The sequence below is a fragment of the Streptomyces sp. NBC_00576 genome (assembly GCF_036345175.1).
Taxonomy (GTDB): domain Bacteria; phylum Actinomycetota; class Actinomycetes; order Streptomycetales; family Streptomycetaceae; genus Streptomyces.
The window spans coordinates 9,287,199-9,304,762 of sequence record NZ_CP107780.1 but is presented as its reverse complement, the minus strand read 5'-3'; the positions used below and the strand labels follow the sequence as shown (position 1 = coordinate 9,304,762).

The 17,564-nt window shown below is 70.2% G+C and carries 13 protein-coding genes; 2 read left to right on the top strand and 11 right to left on the bottom strand.

The genetic code is table 11. From position 1 onward, the window contains the following. Nucleotides 1–89 precede the first annotated feature (89 nt). Nucleotides 90–506 (bottom strand): barstar family protein, encoded by a 417-nt coding sequence (locus OG734_RS40630; protein ID WP_330292396.1) that lies wholly within the window; start codon nucleotides 504–506, stop codon nucleotides 90–92. 211 nt (nucleotides 507–717) lie between these two features. Here OG734_RS40630 and OG734_RS40625 point away from each other — a divergent pair, with 211 nt between their 5' ends. After that, nucleotides 718–2,979: an MMPL family transporter gene (locus tag OG734_RS40625; protein WP_330292395.1), complete on the top strand. Its 2,262-nt coding sequence runs from the start codon at nucleotides 718–720 to the stop codon at nucleotides 2,977–2,979. Between the two features lie 70 nt (nucleotides 2,980–3,049). Here the strand turns inward: OG734_RS40625 and OG734_RS40620 are convergent, their stop codons facing one another. Together OG734_RS40620 and rpe are read right to left on the bottom strand one after the other, a co-directional pair. Continuing rightward, a complete protein-coding gene (locus OG734_RS40620) occupies nucleotides 3,050–4,093 on the bottom strand; it encodes a sugar-binding transcriptional regulator (RefSeq protein ID WP_330293965.1) in 1,044 nt (347 codons plus the stop codon). A gap of 93 nt (nucleotides 4,094–4,186) precedes the next feature. Beyond that, nucleotides 4,187–4,873 carry a ribulose-phosphate 3-epimerase gene (gene rpe / locus OG734_RS40615; protein WP_330292394.1) on the bottom strand — a complete coding sequence of 229 codons (687 nt, stop codon included), beginning with the start codon at nucleotides 4,871–4,873 and terminating at the stop codon, nucleotides 4,187–4,189. 158 nt (nucleotides 4,874–5,031) lie between these two features. On the opposite strand from rpe, the gene OG734_RS40610 reads away from it, so the two are divergent. Beyond that, nucleotides 5,032–7,170, top strand: coding sequence for an MMPL family transporter (locus OG734_RS40610; protein WP_330292393.1), 2,139 nt, complete (start codon nucleotides 5,032–5,034; stop codon nucleotides 7,168–7,170). Nucleotides 7,171–7,529: 359 nt separating this feature from the next. On the opposite strand, the gene OG734_RS40605 is transcribed toward OG734_RS40610, so the two are convergent. From OG734_RS40605 to OG734_RS40570, 8 genes are all read right to left on the bottom strand, one after another. Then, nucleotides 7,530–7,955 carry a cupin domain-containing protein gene (locus OG734_RS40605; RefSeq protein ID WP_330292392.1) on the bottom strand — a complete coding sequence of 142 codons (426 nt, stop codon included), beginning with the start codon at nucleotides 7,953–7,955 and terminating at the stop codon, nucleotides 7,530–7,532. Further along, nucleotides 7,940–8,677 (bottom strand): respiratory nitrate reductase subunit gamma, encoded by a 738-nt coding sequence (gene narI, locus OG734_RS40600; protein WP_330292391.1) that lies wholly within the window; start codon nucleotides 8,675–8,677, stop codon nucleotides 7,940–7,942. Before narI ends, OG734_RS40605 begins: the two co-directional genes overlap by 16 nt. After that, complete coding sequence (narJ, locus tag OG734_RS40595) at nucleotides 8,674–9,336, bottom strand: nitrate reductase molybdenum cofactor assembly chaperone (RefSeq protein WP_330292390.1); 663 nt, start codon at nucleotides 9,334–9,336, stop codon at nucleotides 8,674–8,676. Before narJ ends, narI begins: the two co-directional genes overlap by 4 nt. Then, nucleotides 9,333–11,075, bottom strand: a complete 1,743-nt coding sequence (narH, locus tag OG734_RS40590) for a nitrate reductase subunit beta (RefSeq protein ID WP_330292389.1) — start codon at nucleotides 11,073–11,075, stop codon at nucleotides 9,333–9,335. Before narH ends, narJ begins: the two co-directional genes overlap by 4 nt. Next, a complete protein-coding gene (locus tag OG734_RS40585; protein ID WP_443065004.1) occupies nucleotides 11,075–14,833 on the bottom strand; it encodes a nitrate reductase subunit alpha in 3,759 nt (1,252 codons plus the stop codon). Before OG734_RS40585 ends, narH begins: the two co-directional genes overlap by 1 nt. Then, on the bottom strand, nucleotides 14,830–15,408 hold the full coding sequence (locus OG734_RS40580) for a hemerythrin domain-containing protein (protein WP_330292388.1): 579 nt from the start codon (nucleotides 15,406–15,408) through the stop codon (nucleotides 14,830–14,832). The genes OG734_RS40585 and OG734_RS40580 overlap by 4 nt, the downstream gene beginning before the upstream one ends. 11 nt (nucleotides 15,409–15,419) lie before the next feature. Next, nucleotides 15,420–16,607, bottom strand: coding sequence for an MFS transporter (locus OG734_RS40575; protein ID WP_330293963.1), 1,188 nt, complete (start codon nucleotides 16,605–16,607; stop codon nucleotides 15,420–15,422). Nucleotides 16,608–17,128: 521 nt separating this feature from the next. Continuing rightward, nucleotides 17,129–17,341 (bottom strand): hypothetical protein, encoded by a 213-nt coding sequence (locus OG734_RS40570; RefSeq protein ID WP_330292387.1) that lies wholly within the window; start codon nucleotides 17,339–17,341, stop codon nucleotides 17,129–17,131. Nucleotides 17,342–17,564 lie beyond the last annotated feature (223 nt).

Below are 17,564 nucleotides of genomic sequence, written 5' to 3'. Positions count from 1 at the left end.
GAAACCGCCTGGTCGGATCGTCCAGACGGATCGCCGGCCGGCTCGTGCCATCCTCCGACGGACCGGCGCCGGACCAACGACAGAGAAGTTCAGGCGAGCACCATCACCACCGCCAGTCCCGTCTCCGTCGCCCGCCAGCTCGCGGCGGCGTCGGCGAAGATCTCCTGGAGCGTGTTCCACTCCTCGGGCCGGGCCGCCGCGTACGCCTGCCAGTTGCGGACGAGAAGGAGCCGGCCTCGGCTCGCGGGCCACCCCTGCAGGTCGCCGAGACAGTCCGCCAGCGCGTCCCAGTTCGAGCCGAAGTAGTCCGGGAAACGCATCGCGGTCGCGCAGGCCGTCATCAGCGCGGCCTTGTCCGAGACGCCGGTGAGGTCGAGGTCGGCGGCCTCCCAGCCGGCCTCGCGGGCGGCTTCGAGCGCGAGTTCCGCAGGCAGCGCGGCGGGCCAGGACAGGACACCGGCGGGCGCGCTGCCGGCGAACACCGGGGCGAGCGGGTGGTCGGTCATCTCAGTACCGCCGTGAGGAGTCGCGAAGGGGCGAAGTGATCATCGCTGTAGTAGATCCCACCGCCCGCTCCATGACAACGAGGACCCGGGCGAGAACCTTGACGAGGACCCTGATGACAGTCTCCCAACAGGACACGTTGATCGGCGAGTCGTTCAATGAGGAGGTCCGGGCAGTCTCCGGCGGGAGCCGCGCATGTCATCGCAGACAGCAATGCCAGCACCAGCATCCGGGGGAAGCAAGGACACGCGTGGAAGACTGCGCCGACTGGGCGAGTGGTGTGCCCGGCACTTCGTGATCGTCATCGTGGCCTGGCTGGTCGCGCTGGCCGCGCTCCAGGTGCTCAACCGTTCCTTCGGCGGCGACTACTCGGACAACTTCTCCCTGCCCGGAGTCCAGTCGCAGCAGGGCCTCGACGTCCTGAAGGAGCACGATCCGGCAGCCGGCGGCTACGGCAGCCAGATCGTGCTGCGGGACTCGGCCAAGCCTCTGACCGACGTGTCCACTCAGATGTCCCAGACGGTCACCGACCTGCAGAAACTCCCGCACGTCCTGTCCGTCCAGAACCCGCTGCCCCCGCCGGGATCCCAGCCCTCCGGCAAGCAGACCGTCGGCCCGCTGTCCAGCGACGCGAAGACCGGCTACATCACCGTCCGCTTCGACGTCCAGCCGTCCACCCTCGGCGACGACTACCTCGACGGCGTCGACGACTCGGTGAAACCGCTGCGGGCGGCCGGAGTGCAGGTCGAGTACGGCGGACCGCTGGGCGAGCTGGCCCGGCCCCCCGCCGATGACCGGATCAGCGAGCTGATCGGGTTCGCGGTGGCGATCGTCGTCCTGCTGGTCGGCTTCGGCAGCGTCCTCGCCGCCGGCATCCCCCTGCTGACCGCCCTGATCAGCGTGATCGGCGGACTGGCCTGCCTGGGGCTGCTCGCGGCGGCGTTCACCTTCGCCACGGTCTCCCCCACACTGGCCACGATGATCGGCCTCGGCGTGGGCATCGACTACGCGCTGTTCCTGATCACCCGGCACCGGCAGAACCTGATGAACGGCGACGATCCGGTACGTGCGGCGGGCCGCGCCACCGCCACCAGTGGCCGCGCCGTCCTGGTCTCCGGGTGCACGGTGATCGTCGCGCTGGCCGGGCTGTCCGTCTCCGGGGTCAGCTTCATCGGCAAACTGGGCGTGGCCGCCGCCGTGACGGTGGTCTCCGCGGTCGTGGGCGCCCTCACCCTGGTCCCGGCGCTGCTCGGGCTCATCGGCCGCCGTATCGACCGTTACCGGGTGCGCCGCCCGGTCGCCGAGGCCGACGCCGACACCACCGAGGCCGAGGTACACGGCACCTGGCACCGCTACGCGCAGCGCGTCGAGCGGCGCCCCTGGTGGTTCCTGGCCGGCGGGATCGTGACCGTGCTGGTGCTGGCGATCCCGGTGCTGTCCATCCAACTGGGCCACATCGGGGACGGCGCCGATCCGAAGTCGTTCACGGACCGGCGGGCGTACGACATCATGGCGCAGTCGTTCGGGCCCGGCTCCAACGGACCGCTGACCGTCGTCATCGACCAGACCAAGGTGCCCTCCGATCAGCGCTCCGCCCTCGCCTCGAAGGCGTCCAAGGCCCTGACGGACGTACCGGGGGCTGCCACCGCCACCCCGCTCACCGCGACCAAGGACGGGGACGTCCTGGTCGGCACGGTCTACTCCAAGGCGTCGCCGCAGAGTGAGACGACCACCGACCTGACGAACCGCCTGGTCGACGACACCCTGCCCGAGGCCGTCTCCGGAACGGCCGCGCACGGCTATGTGACCGGCACGACCGCCGCCCAGGTCGACTTCCGTGACATCGTCGCGAGCCGCCTCCCGCTGATCATCGGTGTGGTCGTCGCCCTCGCCTTCCTGATCATCCTGGCCGTCTTCCGGGGCCTGCTGGTGGCGCTGAAGGCTGCCGTGCTCAACGTCCTGTCGATCGCGGCCTCGTACGGTGTCGTCGTGGCCGTCTTCCAGTGGGGCTGGGGCGGGCCCGCGCTGGGGGTGACGGGCAAGGTGCCCATCGAGAGCTATGTGCCGATGATGATGTTCGCGATCATCTTCGGGCTCAGCATGGACTACGAGATCTTCCTGCTCTCCCGTGTCCACGAGGCCTGGCTGCGGACGGGCGACGCGCGGGCGTCCGTGGCCCACGCCCTGGAGATCACCGCCCGGGTGATCAGCTGCGCGGCCCTGATCATGGTGAGCGTCTTCGCCGCGTTCGTCGTGAGCGACAACGTGGTGGTGAAGATGCTCGGTCTGGGGCTCGCCGTGAGTGTGCTCATCGACGCGACGGTGGTACGGCTGCTGCTGGTGCCGGCGGTCATGACGCTGCTGGGCGCCCACGCCTGGTGGACGCCCGGCTGGCTCGACCGGATGCTGCCGCATGTGGACCCGGAGGGCGGCGACGACGACCGAGGACGGCGGACGTCCCCGGGAACATCGTGAACATCCCCTGGAACAGAAGGATGCCCGGGCCCCGAAGAGGACCCGGGCAGTACCCGCATGTTCACACCCGTCAGATCCCGTCCGGGTCCGCCCTGTTGAGTGCCGGCTTCGGGGTCGGGCCCGCCGTCAGCAGGTAGTCCGCGGCCGAGGTGTCCGTCACCAGGCTGGTGACCAGCCCGGAACGCAGCACCGCGTCGATCGCGGGCGCCTTGCGCTGCCCGCCCGCGATCGCGACGACCTCGGGGACCCGCCGGAGCTGGTCCGTCTTGACGGTGATGCACCGCTCTCCGAGGTCCCGGCCGACCCGGCGCCCATCGGCGTCGAAGAGGTGCGCGGACATCTCGGCGGCGACCCCGAGGGACGCGTAGTGGCCGCGTTCCTCGTCGCTGAGCATGTCGTGCACCGTCGAGATGCCGGCCTCCCAGGAGCCGATGGAGACGCAGGCGACCGTGACCTTGTCGAAGTACTCGAAGGCCCGCGCGATCCCGGTCTGGTTGCGCAGCGCGGCGGCGGTGGCCGCGTCGGGCAGCAGCATCGGGGCGTAGATGGGGTGGGCGTCGCCGCCGGACACCTGGGCGGCGCGGCGGACCGCCTCGACGGAGCCGCGCTCGGCGGTTCCGGCGTCGTACACACCCGTCAGCTGGACCACCGTGCAGGGCGGCAGCCGGTCGAGCGCCGCCGCCATGTGGATGGTGGACCGGCCCCAGGCGAGGCCCAGCACATCGCCTTCGTTCACCAGCTCGCCGAGCAGGTCGGCGGCCACTTCACCGAGGTTCTCGGGATCGGGCGACTCCTCCGCGTCGGCCGGGGACTCGACCACGACCGCGTGCCTGAGGCCGTACCGGGCGCGCAGCGCGTCCGAGCGCTCGGCGTCCAGTTCGGCCGGGACACGGATCTCGATCCGCACGAGATCCCGTTCGAGAGCGGTCTCCAGCACCCGGGCCACCTTGAAGCGGCTGACGCCGAACTCCTCGGCGATCTGGATCTTGGACTTGCCCTCCAGGTAGAAGCGGCGGGCCATGGCCGCCGCCTGAACCAGCTCAGCGGGTCCCATCCGCATGGCTGACCGGCCAGCCGACATACCCGACACGGCGATCTCCTCACTGCTCTTCACATCACTGCTGTTCACATTCTGGACTCGCCGTTCATCCTGTCAGATCCCGAGTACTTGATCTGCCCAGAAGTACGTCGTTCACGTTCCCTTGGCTCAGTGGTCGCACGCCCAGGTCGCACCGGCGGTCGCCGACTGTGCCTGGGTGCGCAGTGCACGTACCGCCTCGGCGGGGTCCGCGGCGCCGTAGACCGCCGATCCGGCGACGAATACGTCCGCGCCGGCCTCGGCACAACGCTCGATGGTGGAGGCGGCGACACCTCCGTCGACCTGGAGCCACAGGTCAAGGCCGTGCTTACTGATCAACTCGCGGGTGCGGCGAATCTTGGGGAGCATGATGTCGAGAAAAGCCTGGCCGCCGAAACCCGGCTCGACCGTCATGATCAGCAACATGTCGAGTTCGGGCAGCAGGTCCTCGTACGGCTCGATCGGGGTCGCGGGCTTGAGGGCCATGGAGGCCCGGGCACCCTTCGCCCGGATCTCGCGGGCGAGCCGCACCGGAGCGGCGGCGGCCTCCACATGGAAGGTGACGGAACCGGCACCCGCTTCCACGTACTGCGGCGCCCATCGATCGGGGTCCTCGATCATCAGGTGGCAGTCCAGCGGGATGTCCGTCGCCCGTGCCAGGGACTCTACGACCGGCACACCGAGGGTGAGGTTCGGTACGAAATGGTTGTCCATCACGTCGACATGAAGCCAGTCGGCACCTTCGACGGCCTTCGCCTCCTCGGCGAGTCGGGCGAAGTCCGCGGACAGGATACTGGGGTTGATCTGCACGGCCATGCCCCAAGCCTGCCATGCCCGCCAGGGGTTGTGCGGGCGGGCCCGTCGTGGCATGGGTGGTGTGCAGTCCGCGGGGCGTCCGCGGCTGATCGCGCCCACGTGGCGGAGCCGCAAATGTCACAGCCTCGCGCCCCTGGGTGGGACCAGGCGAGGTCGGCATGAACGGGAACCGTAGGATCGCGTACCTGGTCTGCGGGCGGCGGGCCAAGTGGCTGGTGTTGGCCCTGTGGCTGGTGTTGCTGTTCCTGACCGCGCCCTTCGCCCAGAAGCTCACCGACGCCCAGGACAACGACGCCGCCTCCTGGCTGCCGGGGTCCGCGGAGTCCACCCAGGTCCTGCATCTCTCCGAGGACTTCAGGCCGGAGCAGATCCCCGCGATCGTCGTCTACGCGCGCGAGAGCGGCCTCACGGCGGCGGACCGGATCGGGATCACCAAGGCCACGGCACAGATCGAGAGGCTGCGGGACCATGGCATCCGGGGCGCGGAGACCCGGGGCCCGGTGTACGACCGTGCCTCCGACGCCCGAGCCGCACAGATCTTCGTACCCATCACGATGGACGAGAAGGGCTGGGAGCGGATCGCGCCCGCCGTCGACTCCATCCGGGCCGCCGCCGGCCCCGGTGCGGCCGGGCTGGCCGTGCACATCACAGGGCCCGGCGGTACGTCCGCGGACTTCTCGGAGGCATTCGACGGCATCGACTCGACGCTCCTGCTCTCGGCGATGGGCGTGGTCATCGTGATGCTGCTGGTCACCTATCGCAGCCCCACCCTGATCGTTGTGCCCCTGCTGGGCGTGGTCGCGGCCCTGTTCACCGCCCAGGCACTGATCTACTTCCTCGCCGAACACGCGGGCCTGACGGTGAACGGCCAGAGCGCCGGCATTCTCACCGTGCTGGTGTTCGGAGCGGGGACGGACTACGCCCTGCTCCTGGTCGCCCGCTACCGGGAGGAGCTGCGTCGGCACGAGGACCGCCACGAGGCGATGGCGCTGGCCCTGCACCGCGCCGGCCCCGCCGTCATCGCGTCCGGCGCGACGGTCGTACTCAGCATGCTGGTGCTGCTGGCCGCCGAGATGAACTCGACGAGCGGCCTGGGCCCGGTGGCGGCGATCGGGGTGGCGGTGGCCCTGCTGGCCATGATGACGCTCTTCCCCGCCCTGCTGGTGATCTGCGGCCGCTGGATCTTCTGGCCGGTGATCCCGCACAACGGCTCGCCCGACCCGACCGAGCGCGGCCTGTGGGCCCGGATGGGCCGGGGCATCGCCATCCGCCCGCGCACGGTCTGGGGCATCACGGCGGCAGCGCTGATCGCGTGCTCGTTCGGCCTGATGCAGCTGCGCGCCGAGGGCCTGAGCAACGCCGACGCCTTCACCGACAAACCGGACTCGATCGTCGGCCAGGAGGTGTCCGCGCGCTACTTCCCGGCGGGCAGCGGTGATCCGCTCGTCATCATCAGCGACCAGGCGCAGGCCCGCCAGGTCGGCCAGGCGGTCGCCGACACGCGCGGGGTGGTACCCACGTCCCTCGGCCTGCCACCGGGCACGAAGCCCGCTCACGAGGGCAAGGTCCTTTTCGAGGCCACGATGACCGCCCCCGCGGACAGCGAGGCCGCGAAACAGACCGTGGAACGGGTCCGGGACGCCGTGCACGCGGTGCCCGACGCGGACGCTCAGGTGGGCGGCGGTACGGCGGCCCTGCTGGACATGGACAAGGCGACGACCCACGACAACATACTGATCATCCCGCTGGTCCTGGCGGTCGTCCTCCTGATCCTCTGCGGCCTTCTCCGGGCCCTGATCGCCCCGCTGCTGCTGATCGGCACGGTGGTGCTGTCCTTCGCGGCGGCACTGGGCATCAGCGCCCTCGCCTTCCGCCACCTGTTCGACTACGCGGGCGAGGCGACGGACTTCCCGCTCTTCGTCTTCGTGTTCCTGGTGGCGCTGGGCATCGACTACAACATCTTCCTGACCACCCGCATCCGCGAGGAGGCGGCCCGCCAGGGCACCCGCAAGGGGGTGGTGACGGGCCTGGCGACGACGGGCGCGGTCATCACCTCGGCGGGCATGGTCCTGGCCGGCACGTTCGCGGCCCTGGGCACGCTCCCGATGGTGGCGTTCGCCGAGATCGGCTTCGCGGTGGCCCTGGGCGTGCTCCTGGACACCTTCGTGGTCCGGTCGGTGCTGGTCCCGTCGCTGTTCCTGGACGTGGGCCCGAAGGTGTGGTGGCCGCACCGGCTGGCACGGGAGGACGGCACACCGACGCCACCGGAAACCGTCGCAGCTTCGCGAATCGGCTGACGGATCCCGGTCGGGGCCGGCGCCTTGAACCTGTGGCGGCCGAGCCGGCCGGCAGATCGGCTGCGGCCCAGTCCTGTGACAGCTCGGACCGCTCGCTGCCCGGCGCGGTCAATCGGTTCTGGAACGGCAAGGAGAAGGCCACCGACACGTCACCGCGCCCGACTCGCGTCGCCATGCGCTGGGCGGTACGGGGCCCGCCCGGGCGCTTGGCCACGGCTTCGTCAGCGAGTCCCTGGCCCAGGAACCGCACCACCTCAGCCTCTCGCGAAGGCGTTGCTGGAGGGACAGATGCGGGAACGGGATGCGCGCGGCCTGTGTTTTACCCCGCTTCAAAGCACGCGGAGACGATGGCGCGAGGCTCACGAGATCTTCTCCGCCGGTGTTCGTGCCAGCCGGACGGTGAGGAGTACCGCCGCGTCCGTCTCGGCGGCCAGGCTGTGCCGTCGGTCGGGGATGGCGACGATGTCGCCCTGGCCGAGTGGCCATGTGCGGTCGGCGGCGCGGAGTGTCACCCGGCCGGTCAGGCAGGTGAGGGTGGCGGCGCCCGGCGCCTCGTGTTCGGCGAGTTCGGAACCGGTCGCGAGCGCGATCAGGGTGACGCGGAGTCCCGGGAGGGAGACGACGGTTCGGGCCGCTCGCCCGGAGCTTCCGGAGTGCGCGGACCTGGCATCGGCGAGCAACTCCTCCCCCATGGCCGACAGGTTGGTGACCTCACCGGCGGACAGGTGTGCCTCGGGAGGCCGGGCAGGACCGTTGTGGTGGGTGTCCATCAGGTGCGTTCCCATCCGCGCCGAGGTGTGCGGGAGCCCAACTGCGCGTCCCGGCTGCGATAGACGATGTACGGGCGGGTGAGGTAACCGAGCGGTGCGGTGAGCATGTGCACCAGCCGGGTGAACGGCCAGACGCCGAACAGCAGCAGGGCGCTGAGCGCGTGCAGGCGGAACAGCAGTGGCGCACCGGACATCAGCGCGGGGTCGGGGTGCAGATAGAAGACCGACCGGAACCAGGGCGAGATGGTGGTGCGGTAGTCGTAGCCTCCGCCGATGATGTTGCTGACCACGGTGGCGGACAGCCCCAGCGCCAGGGTCAGGGTGAGCATGACGTACATGAGCTTGTCGTTGCGGGTGGTGGCGCTGAACACCGACCCGACCGTACGTCGGCGGTAGACGAGGATGGCGAGCCCGGCCAGGGTGGCGGCACCGGCGATGGTCCCCAGGCCGGTGGCCATGAGGTGGTAGGCGTGCTCACTGACGCCGATGGCTTCGGTCCAGCCCTTCGGGATCACCAGTCCGCCGATGTGGCCGAGCACCACCGCCAGGACCCCGAAGTGGAACAGCGGGCTGCCGATGCGCAGCAGCCGGCTCTCGTACAGCTGGCTGGACCGGGTGGTCCAGCCGAACTTGTCGTAGCGGTAGCGCCAGACATGGCCGGCGATGAACAGGGTCAGCGCGATGTACGGCAGGACGACCCACAGCACGACGTCGAGCGCGTCCGCGTCCGGGGTCATGACCGGCCTCCACCGACCGGGGCGGGCATGCTCCCGAACTCTCTACTGGCCGGTGGTGCGAACGGCGCGAGGCCCACCTGTTCCTCGGGCGGTCCCTGGGCGGCGAGCTTGGCGACGGCCTCGCGTTCGTCGCCGGCCAGTGGGGGCAGGGTCGCCGATACGGAGTCCAGGACGTCGGCCCAGGCGGATCGCGCGTCGCGCAGTGCCAGGCGCAGCAGTTCCAGTCCGGCCCGGTGCTCGGTGAGGAGGCGTCGGCCTGTTTGGGGGTCGCCGGTGGCGGCGAACTCCAGGACGACGCAGAGGTGGTCGGGCAGTTCGTCGTCGGTCAGCCGTAGTCCGGCGGCGGTGTAGGTCTGCTTGAGGCGCAGCAGCGCGGCGCCGCGATTGCGGGTGTCGCCGTGGGCGTAGTACGTCAGGAAGAGGCAGTTGCGTTTGCGGTGGTCGAAGGTGGTGACGTAGTCCGCCGCCAGGTCGGTGGCGGGCGTGCGGTCGAGGTGCCTGAGGAATCGGCGCAGGGGCTCGGCGACCCGGTCGGGCAGGGTCTCGGTCACCGCTCGTACGAGCGGCACCTGTTCGAGGAGCCGCTCGTCGGGATAGCCGAGGAGCAGGGACTGGACCTGCCAGGCGGCGGGGTTGCGGGCGGTGCCTTCGCGGGTCATGGGCGCGGCTCGCTCTCGTCGTCTCCGGAGGAGCTGGGGAACAGGCCCTGGGGGCGGCCGTTGCCGTCCCAGTTGAGGAGGTTGAGCCGGGTGGACTTGTCGCCTGGGGCGGCCGGGGAATCGGCTGGGGTGTCCATGACGTCGGCTCTCTGGCGGTCGCGCTGCAGGTGGAAGTTCTCCACGGCGATCGGAGCCGGAGCGTCGCCGGACGCCTCGCCGAACGGACCCGACCCGCCCATGCCGGGGCCGTCCTCGAAATCGAGGCTGCACTCGGTGGCCAACTCCTCCAGGCTGTGCGCCTGTTCGGCGTGCGCGGGCGGGATGACGTACCTGTCCTCGTACTTGGCCAGCGCCAGCAGCCGGAACATGTCGTACATCTGCTCCTCGGTCATCCCCACCGCGGCGGGGATGCTCGCGTCGGGTTCGCGGCCGAGGTTGATGTCGCGCATGTAGCTGCGCATGGCGGCCAGCCGTCGCAGCACGGCGTCGACGGGGGCCGGGTCGCCGGCGGAGAACAGCTGGGCGAGATAGTCCACGGGGATGCGCAGGGCGTCGATCGCGGCGAACAGGTTGCCGCGGTCCTCGGCGTCGTAGCCGGTGTCGCGGATCACGTCCACGACCGGGGACAGCGGCGGGATGTACCAGACCATGGGCAGCGTGCGGTACTCCGGGTGCAGTGGCAGGGCGACCTTGAAGGTGTTGATCAGCGCGTGGACCGGGGAGCGCCGGGCGGCCTCGATCCAGTCCCGGGGGATGCCCGACCGCTCGGCGTCGGCGGCCACCTGCGGGTCCTCGGGGTCGAGGAAGACCTTCCGCTGCGCCTCGTAGAGGTCGGTGTCGTCGGGGGTGGAGGCGGCTTCGAGGACCTGGTCGGGGTCGTAGAGGACCAGGCCGATGTAGCGGAGCCGGCCGACGCAGGTCTCGGCGCAGACGGTGGGCTGGCCGACCTCGATGCGCGGGAAGCAGAAGGTGCACTTCTCGGCCTTGCCGGTGCGGTGGTTGAAGTAGATCTTCTTGTACGGACAGCCGGACACGCACATCCGCCAGCCCCGGCAGCGGTCCTGGTCGACCAGCACGATGCCGTCCTCGGAACGCTTGTAGATCGCGCCGGAGGGGCAGGAGGCGACGCAGGACGGGTTGAGGCAGTGCTCGCAGATCCGCGGCAGATAGAACATGAAGGTCTGCTCGAACTCGAACTTGACCTTCTCGGCGATCCCGGCGAGCAGTACGTCCTTGTCGCCGTGGTCGGCAGAGCCGCCGAGGTTGTCGTCCCAGTTGGCCGACCAGGTGATCTTCATGTCCTTGCCGGTGATCAGGGACTTGGGGCGGGCGACCGGGGTGTGTTCCTGGAGCGGCGCGTTGGTCAGCGTCTCGTAGTCGTACGTCCAGGGCTGGTAGTAGTCGTCGAGTGAGGGCAGCGTGGGGTTGGAGAAGATGTTGATGAGTTTTTTGAACCGGCCGCCGCCCTTCAGCTTCAGGTTGCCGCGCTTGTTGAGGTCCCAGCCGCCGCGCCATTTCTCCTGGTCCTCGTAGCGGCGCGGGTAGCCCTGCCCGGGGCGGGTCTCGACGTTGTTGAACCACACGTACTCCACGCCGGGGCGGTTGGTCCATGCCTGTTTGCAGGTGACCGAGCAGGTGTGGCAGCCGATGCACTTGTCGAGGTTCATCACCATCGCCATCTGCGCCATGACCCGGCGGCCGGGTGATGCGGGCGGAGGCGTCGCGGCTATCGGGGCCATCAGTACGTCACCTCCTGGTCGGTGCGGCGGCGGATGACGGTGACCTCGTCGCGCTGGTTGCCGGTCGGGCCGAGGTAGTTGAAGGCGTACGTCAACTGGGCGTAGCCGCCGATGAGATGGCTCGGCTTGACCAGCAGCCGCGTCAGCGAGTTGTGGACGCCGCCGCGCCGCCCGTTGGTCTCGGTGCGGGGGACGTCGATGAGCCGGTCCTGGGCGTGGTGCATGTAGACGGTGCCTTCCGGCATACGGTGCGAGACGACCGCGCGGGCGGCGACGACGCCGTTGCGGTTGACCGCCTCGATCCAGTCGTTGTCGTGCACGCCGATCTTCGCCGCGTCCTCCTTGCTCATCCAGACGGTCGGGCCGCCCCGGGAGAGCGAGAGCATGAACAGGTTGTCCTGGTACTCGGAGTGGATGGACCACTTGTTGTGCGGGGTCAAGTACCGCACGGTGATGCCGAGTTCGCCCTGATCACCCACCTCGGGCTCGTCGAAGAGGGCGTGCATGTTGAGCGGCGGCCGGTAGACGGGCATCCACTCGCCGAGTTCGGCGATCCAGTCGTGGTCGATGAAGAAATGCTGACGGCCCGTCAAAGTGTGCCAGGGCTTGAGCCGTTCGACGTTGATGGTGAACGGCGAGTAGCGGCGCCCGCCGGACTCCGTCCCCGACCACTCCGGCGACGTGATGACCGGGACGGGGCCCGCCTGGGTGTCGGCGAAGGTGACCCGCTTGCCCTCGGCCTCGGCGGCCAGGTCGGCCAGCTTGACGCCGGTACGGGCCTCCAGGGTGCGGAAACCCTGGGTGGCCAGGTGCCCGTTGGTGGTTCCGGAGAGGGCGAGGATCGCTTCGCAGACGTGTACGTCCCTGGCGATCGACGGGCGGCCGTCGGCCGGACCGCCGCGTACAGTGCCGTTCTTGTGCCGCAGGTACTCCAGCTCCTGCCGTACGTCGAAGGTGACGCCCTTGGTGGTGGCGCCCAGGGTGTCCAGGAGCGGGCCGAGGGCGGTCATCCGGTCGGCGACGGCCGGGTAGTCGCGCTCGATCACCACCAGCCTGGGCATGGTCCGGCCGGGGACCGGCTCGCACTCGCCTGCCTTCCAGTCCCGGACGCGGCCGTGCGGGGTGGCCATCGCGTCGGGGGTGTCGTGCAGCAACGGCGCTGCCACCACGTCCTTTTCGGTACCGAGCCGCCCTTCGGCGAGACGGCTGAACGCCGCCGCGATCGTGTTGAAGGCATCCCAGTCGGTGCGGGTCTGCCACGGCGGCGGGATGGCCGGGTTGAAGGAGTTCACGAACGGGTGCATGTCCGTGGTGTTGAGGTCGTGCTTCTCGTACCAGGTCGCGGCCGGAAGGACGATGTCGGAGTAGACGGTGGTGCTGGTCATCCGGAAGTCCAGGGTGAGCAGCAGGTCGAGCTTGCCCACCGGCGCCTCGTCCCGCCACACCACATCGCGCGGGCGGGCGTCGGGCGGCGCCTCGGTGGCGCGTACGGCGGAGTCGGTGCCGAGCAGGTGCTTGAGGAAGTACTCGTTGCCCTTGGCGGAGGAGCCGAGCAGGTTCGCCCGCCAAATGGTCAGCACCCGGGGGAAGTTCTCCGGCGCGTCCGGGTCCTCGCCCGCGAACCGCAACCTGCCTGCCTTCAGTTCGTCCACGACGTACTCCGGCACCTCCTGCCCGGCGGCTTCCGCGTCCGTGGCGAGGGTGAGCGGGTTGCGGTCGAAGGTCGGGTAGGACGGCATCCAGCCCATCCGGGCCGAGGCCGCGATCACATCGGCGGTGCTCTTCCCGGCGAACGTGCCGCCCGCGCCCGCGGCGGCGAGGGTGTCGGCGCTGAAGGGGTCGTAGCGGAACTGGTCGGTGTGCAGGTACCAGTAGGCGGTCTGGATCATCTGCCGGGCGGGCCGGTGCCAGTCTGCGGCCGTCGCGATGGCCGAGTAGCCGGTGATCGGGCGGACCTTCTCCTGCCCCACGTAGTGGGCCCAGCCGCCGCCGTTGACGCCCTGGCAGCCGGTCAGTGTCGTCAGGGTGAGGAAGGAGCGGTAGATGGTGTCGGAGTGGAACCAGTGGTTGGTCCCCGCCCCCATGATGATCATTGAACGGCCCCTGGACTCCTCGGCGTTGGTGGCGAACTCGCGCGCGATGCGGGCCGCCGTCTCACCGGCCACCCCGGTGACGGCCGCCTGCCAGGCAGGGGTGTAGGGCTGGTCGGGGTCGTCGTAGCCGCTCGGCCAGATGCCCGGCAGCCCGTCGCGGGCCACGCCGTACTGGGCGAGGAGCAGGTCGAACACCGTGGTCACCAGTTGCCCGGCGACCCGGCGTACGGGGACACCTCGCCGCAGCTTTCCGGCGGTCCCGTCCGGGGTGTCGAACCGGGTCAGCTCCACGGTTACGGCATCCCGTATCTCACCGTCCGCCGCCGCCACCGCCGCCGCCGCCGTCAGCAGAGGGTCGGTGTCGCCGAGGTCGAGGTTCCACTTCCCGGCGCCGGACTCGCCGTAGCGGTGGCCCAGCGAACCGTTCGGGACGACGGGCTCGCCGGTGACGGCGTCGAGGAGGACGGTCCTGAACTCCGCGTTCTCCGCCTCGGCCGCCGTGCCGCCCAGGTCGGCGGCGGTGAGGAACTTCCCCGGCGCGTACGTCAAGTCCGGCCCCGTGCCGCGCTGTTCGAGGGTGACGAGGAAGGGCAGGTCGGTGTAGCGCTTGACGTAGTCGGTGAAGTAACCGACCTGGCGGTCGACGAAGAACTCCTTGAGGATCACATGCCCCATCGACATGGCCAGCGCCCCGTCGGTGCCGGGCGCGGCGGGCAGCCACTCGTCGGCGAACTTCACGTTGTCGGCGTAGTCCGGAGCGACCGCGATCACCTTCTGGCCCCGGTAACGGGCCTCCGCCATCCAGTGCGCGTCCGGGGTGCGGGTCACCGGCAGGTTCGAGCCCCACATGATCAGATAGCCGGCGTCCCACCAGTCGCCGGACTCCGGTACGTCGGTCTGGTCCCCGAAGACCTGCGGCGAGGCGACCGGCAGGTCGGCGTACCAGTCGTAGAACGACAGCATCACCCCGCCCAGCAGCGAGTAGAAGCGGGCACCGGCGGCATGGGAGACCATCGACATCGCCGGTATCGGCGAGAACCCGGCCAGCCGGTCGGGACCGTACTCCTTGATGGTGTGGACGTGCGCGGCGGCGATCATCTCGCTCGCCTCGTCCCAACTCGCCCGTACCAGGCCGCCCTTGCCGCGCGCCGACTTGTAGCGCCGGGACCGCTCCGGGTCGGAGACGACGTCCGCCCACGCCAGCACCGGGTCACCGAGGCGGGCCCTGGCCTCCCGGTACATCTCCAGGAGCACTCCGCGCACATAGGGGTAGCGGACCCGGGTGGGCGAGTAGGTGTACCAGGAGAACGCGGCGCCGCGCGGGCAGCCGCGCGGCTCGTACTCCGGGCTGTCCGGGCCGACCGTGGGGTAATCGGTCTGCTGGGACTCCCAGGTGATGATCCCGTCCTTGACGTACACCTTCCACGAACACGAGCCGGTGCAGTTCACCCCGTGGGTGGAGCGCACCACCTTGTCGTGGCTCCAGCGGTCCCGGTAGAAATCGTCGGCTTTCCGGCCACCGATCTTGTACAGGGTGCGGTGGTCGGCGGAGACCTCGGCTCGGGTGAAGAACCGGCGGGTGCCCACCAGCGCGTCCGCCAACTCACCGTCCAGGCGAGCTGGTTGGCGTGCCTGCGGGTCGGTTCGTGGGGTTCGTGGGGTCACGATGCTGCCTTCCCGGGCGTCAGCGGCCCGTCCTGCTGTGATCCGGCGTGCTGATCGATGTCGACACCGGCTTCTGTCGAGAACTCCGTCGTGGCGAACCCCGTTGTGGCGAAATCCGTGCTCATCGTTCCGACGCGGGAGCGGACCGCGTCCATGGCCTCCCAGTCCTCGGTGCTCAGCCCGGCCAGGGCGGCGGGGAACACGCCGTCCTGTTCCTTGAGGATGTGGTCGCGCAGCAGATCCAGGGCGTCCAGGAGCCGCCGGGGCCAGCCGGGGTCGGCCGGGACGCCCGCCGCGGCCTCGTCGAGGACGGCCTCGACATGCCGGTGTTCGGCCCGGAGTGCCGCCATGCCGTCGGGAAACTCCTCCGTCAGCGGCGGGAAGAGACCCTGCTCCTCCACCGCCGTGTGCGGCACGAGTACGGCGGAGACGCGACGCGCGATCCACGCCATCCGGGGGACGTCAGCGTCGCGGTGCGCGGTACGGATGTCCCCGACGAGATTGACGACCTGGTCGTGTTCACGGGTCAGTTCGGCGATCTGGGGTAATGCCTGGCAGCCGCAGTACTCACACATGGTGACTCGTCTCAGGCCGGGGCGATGGCCGTCGGGGTGCGGTGGACGCCGCCGGTGACGGCCTTGCGGACGGTGGTCGCGGTGAATGCCAGGGCGGTGGCGGCGATCAGGGCGAGCAGGGCCAGCCCGAGCGCGTAGTTGCCGTAGGCGCCGTAGAGGGAACCCATCAGCAGTGGTGGGACGAAGCCGCCCAGCCCGCCGGCCGCGCCGACGACGCCGGTGACGGCGCCGACCTTGCCGGCCGGGGCGAGCAGGGCGACGAGGGCGAAGGTGGCACCGCTGCCCGCGCCGAGCGCGCCGGCGATCGCCAGGAACGCGATGGTGCCCAGCGGGGCCAGCGGCGGGGCGAAGGCCTGTACGGCCGCGCTCACCGTGACCACGGCGAGCGCCACGGCCAGCACACGGGTGGGACGCAGCCGGTCGGACAACCAGCCGCCGACCGGCCGCATCACCACCGCCAGCAGCACGAACCCGGCCATCCGGTTGGCCGCGTCAGCCTGCGCGAGGCCGTAACCGGACTTGAGGTAGGTGGGCAGATAGACGGAGAAGGCTACATAGCCGCCGAACGCGACCGCGTACAGCGCCGATGCCTGCCAGGTGACACCGAGCCTGAGGGTGGCGGCGAGCCGGCCCGTCATGGTCCCGGCCGGCACAGCCCTGCCCGGAGCGTCGCGCAGCAGGAACGCGGCCAGCGCCGCATAGCCGGCCAGCACGATCGCGGTCACCACGAACGGGGTGGCCAGACTGTGCGACTTCACCAGGTTCACCGTGGTCAGGGCGCTGATGGCGGTGCCGCCCATCCCGGCACCGAAGACACCGATCGCGAGCCCCCGGCGCTCGGGCGGGAACCAGGCACTGACGAAGGGCACCCCCACCGCGAACGCGGTGCCGCCGATACCGAGAAAGAACCCGCCCACCAGCAGCTGGTTCAGGGAGGAGTGTCCGGCCAGCCCCAGGTACAGGACGGGGACGATGGTGGCCGCGGAGACCAGCGGGAACATCACCCGACCGCCGAACCGGTCCGTCAGCGCACCCACCGGTATGCGGCCCAACGAGCCCACCACCACCGGCACGGCGACCAGTAACGCCTGCTGGAACGCGCTCAGTTGCAGGCTGTCCTTGAACCGCGGGCCGAGCGGGCTCAGCAGCGCCCAGGCCCAGAAGTTCACCGCGAACCCGGCCGTGGCAAGCGCCAGCATCAGCCACCGTCGGCCGGCCGACCGCGGCACCTGGGCCTGCGCGTTCGTGGCGGGGCCGGGCGACCGGGGCGAGTCGATGGCTTCCTGTGGTTGATCCGCCGGGCTACTCGTCGAGGACTTGCCTGCCGGGTTCTCCGGCTTCGCAGGGCGGGGCATCGTAGGCATGGTCTTCTCGGCTCCTCAAAAGTGCCGTCGGACGGTCGCGTCCCGGGTTCGTGGCCGTGGTGGCCCGACCACGCCGTCCCCGCAAGGATCGCCAGGGGCCGGCTCCCACGGCAGGGGCCGTTGGTCCTCATCTCCCGAGCCGACCGGGGTACAAACTGGCGGCTGTGCTTGTGGACGTCGCCTGGATCTCCCCGACTTGTGGCGGACTGTCGAACTGGGCCCGCAGTGCGGACGTTCGTCGGTCGGAGCGGCACTCGTCGGCCTCCGGCGACAGCCAAACGGGGCCCATCGGCCCCTTGTACGGGCCGATGGGCCCCGCTCCGGTGTGCGGTGTGTGTGCGACCGTCGCTGCGGGGTCACGCGTACCGCCGTGTTCGGAAAGCGGGATCGGCCATGGGCACGAGGGTGAGTTGGTGGCGGGCGTGGGCCCTCACTGGTCCCTGCGCGCAGCGCCGGATACCGCTGCGCTCGCGGGTCGGCGCGCAACTGCGCGATCCGATGATCCGGATCCTGCTGGCGGCGGTGGCGCTCACCGTGGCGACCGGGGACCACGCGGACGCGGTGGTCATCGCCCTGGTGATCGTGGCGAACACCGCCGTGGGGGGGAACTGCTCACCAAGGAGTGCGCACAAGGTCGAATTCGCTCGATCGTGTGATGGTCGACTCCTGGGCTTGCGGTGCTCTGGGCCGTTGGGGTTAGCGTGGTCGTGCGACCTGGGACACCGGGTGCGGCGTCAGTGGGCGGGGCCCCTGCTCCACCAGTGGATGGTTCAGGGCCTCTCCGTCGCCTCT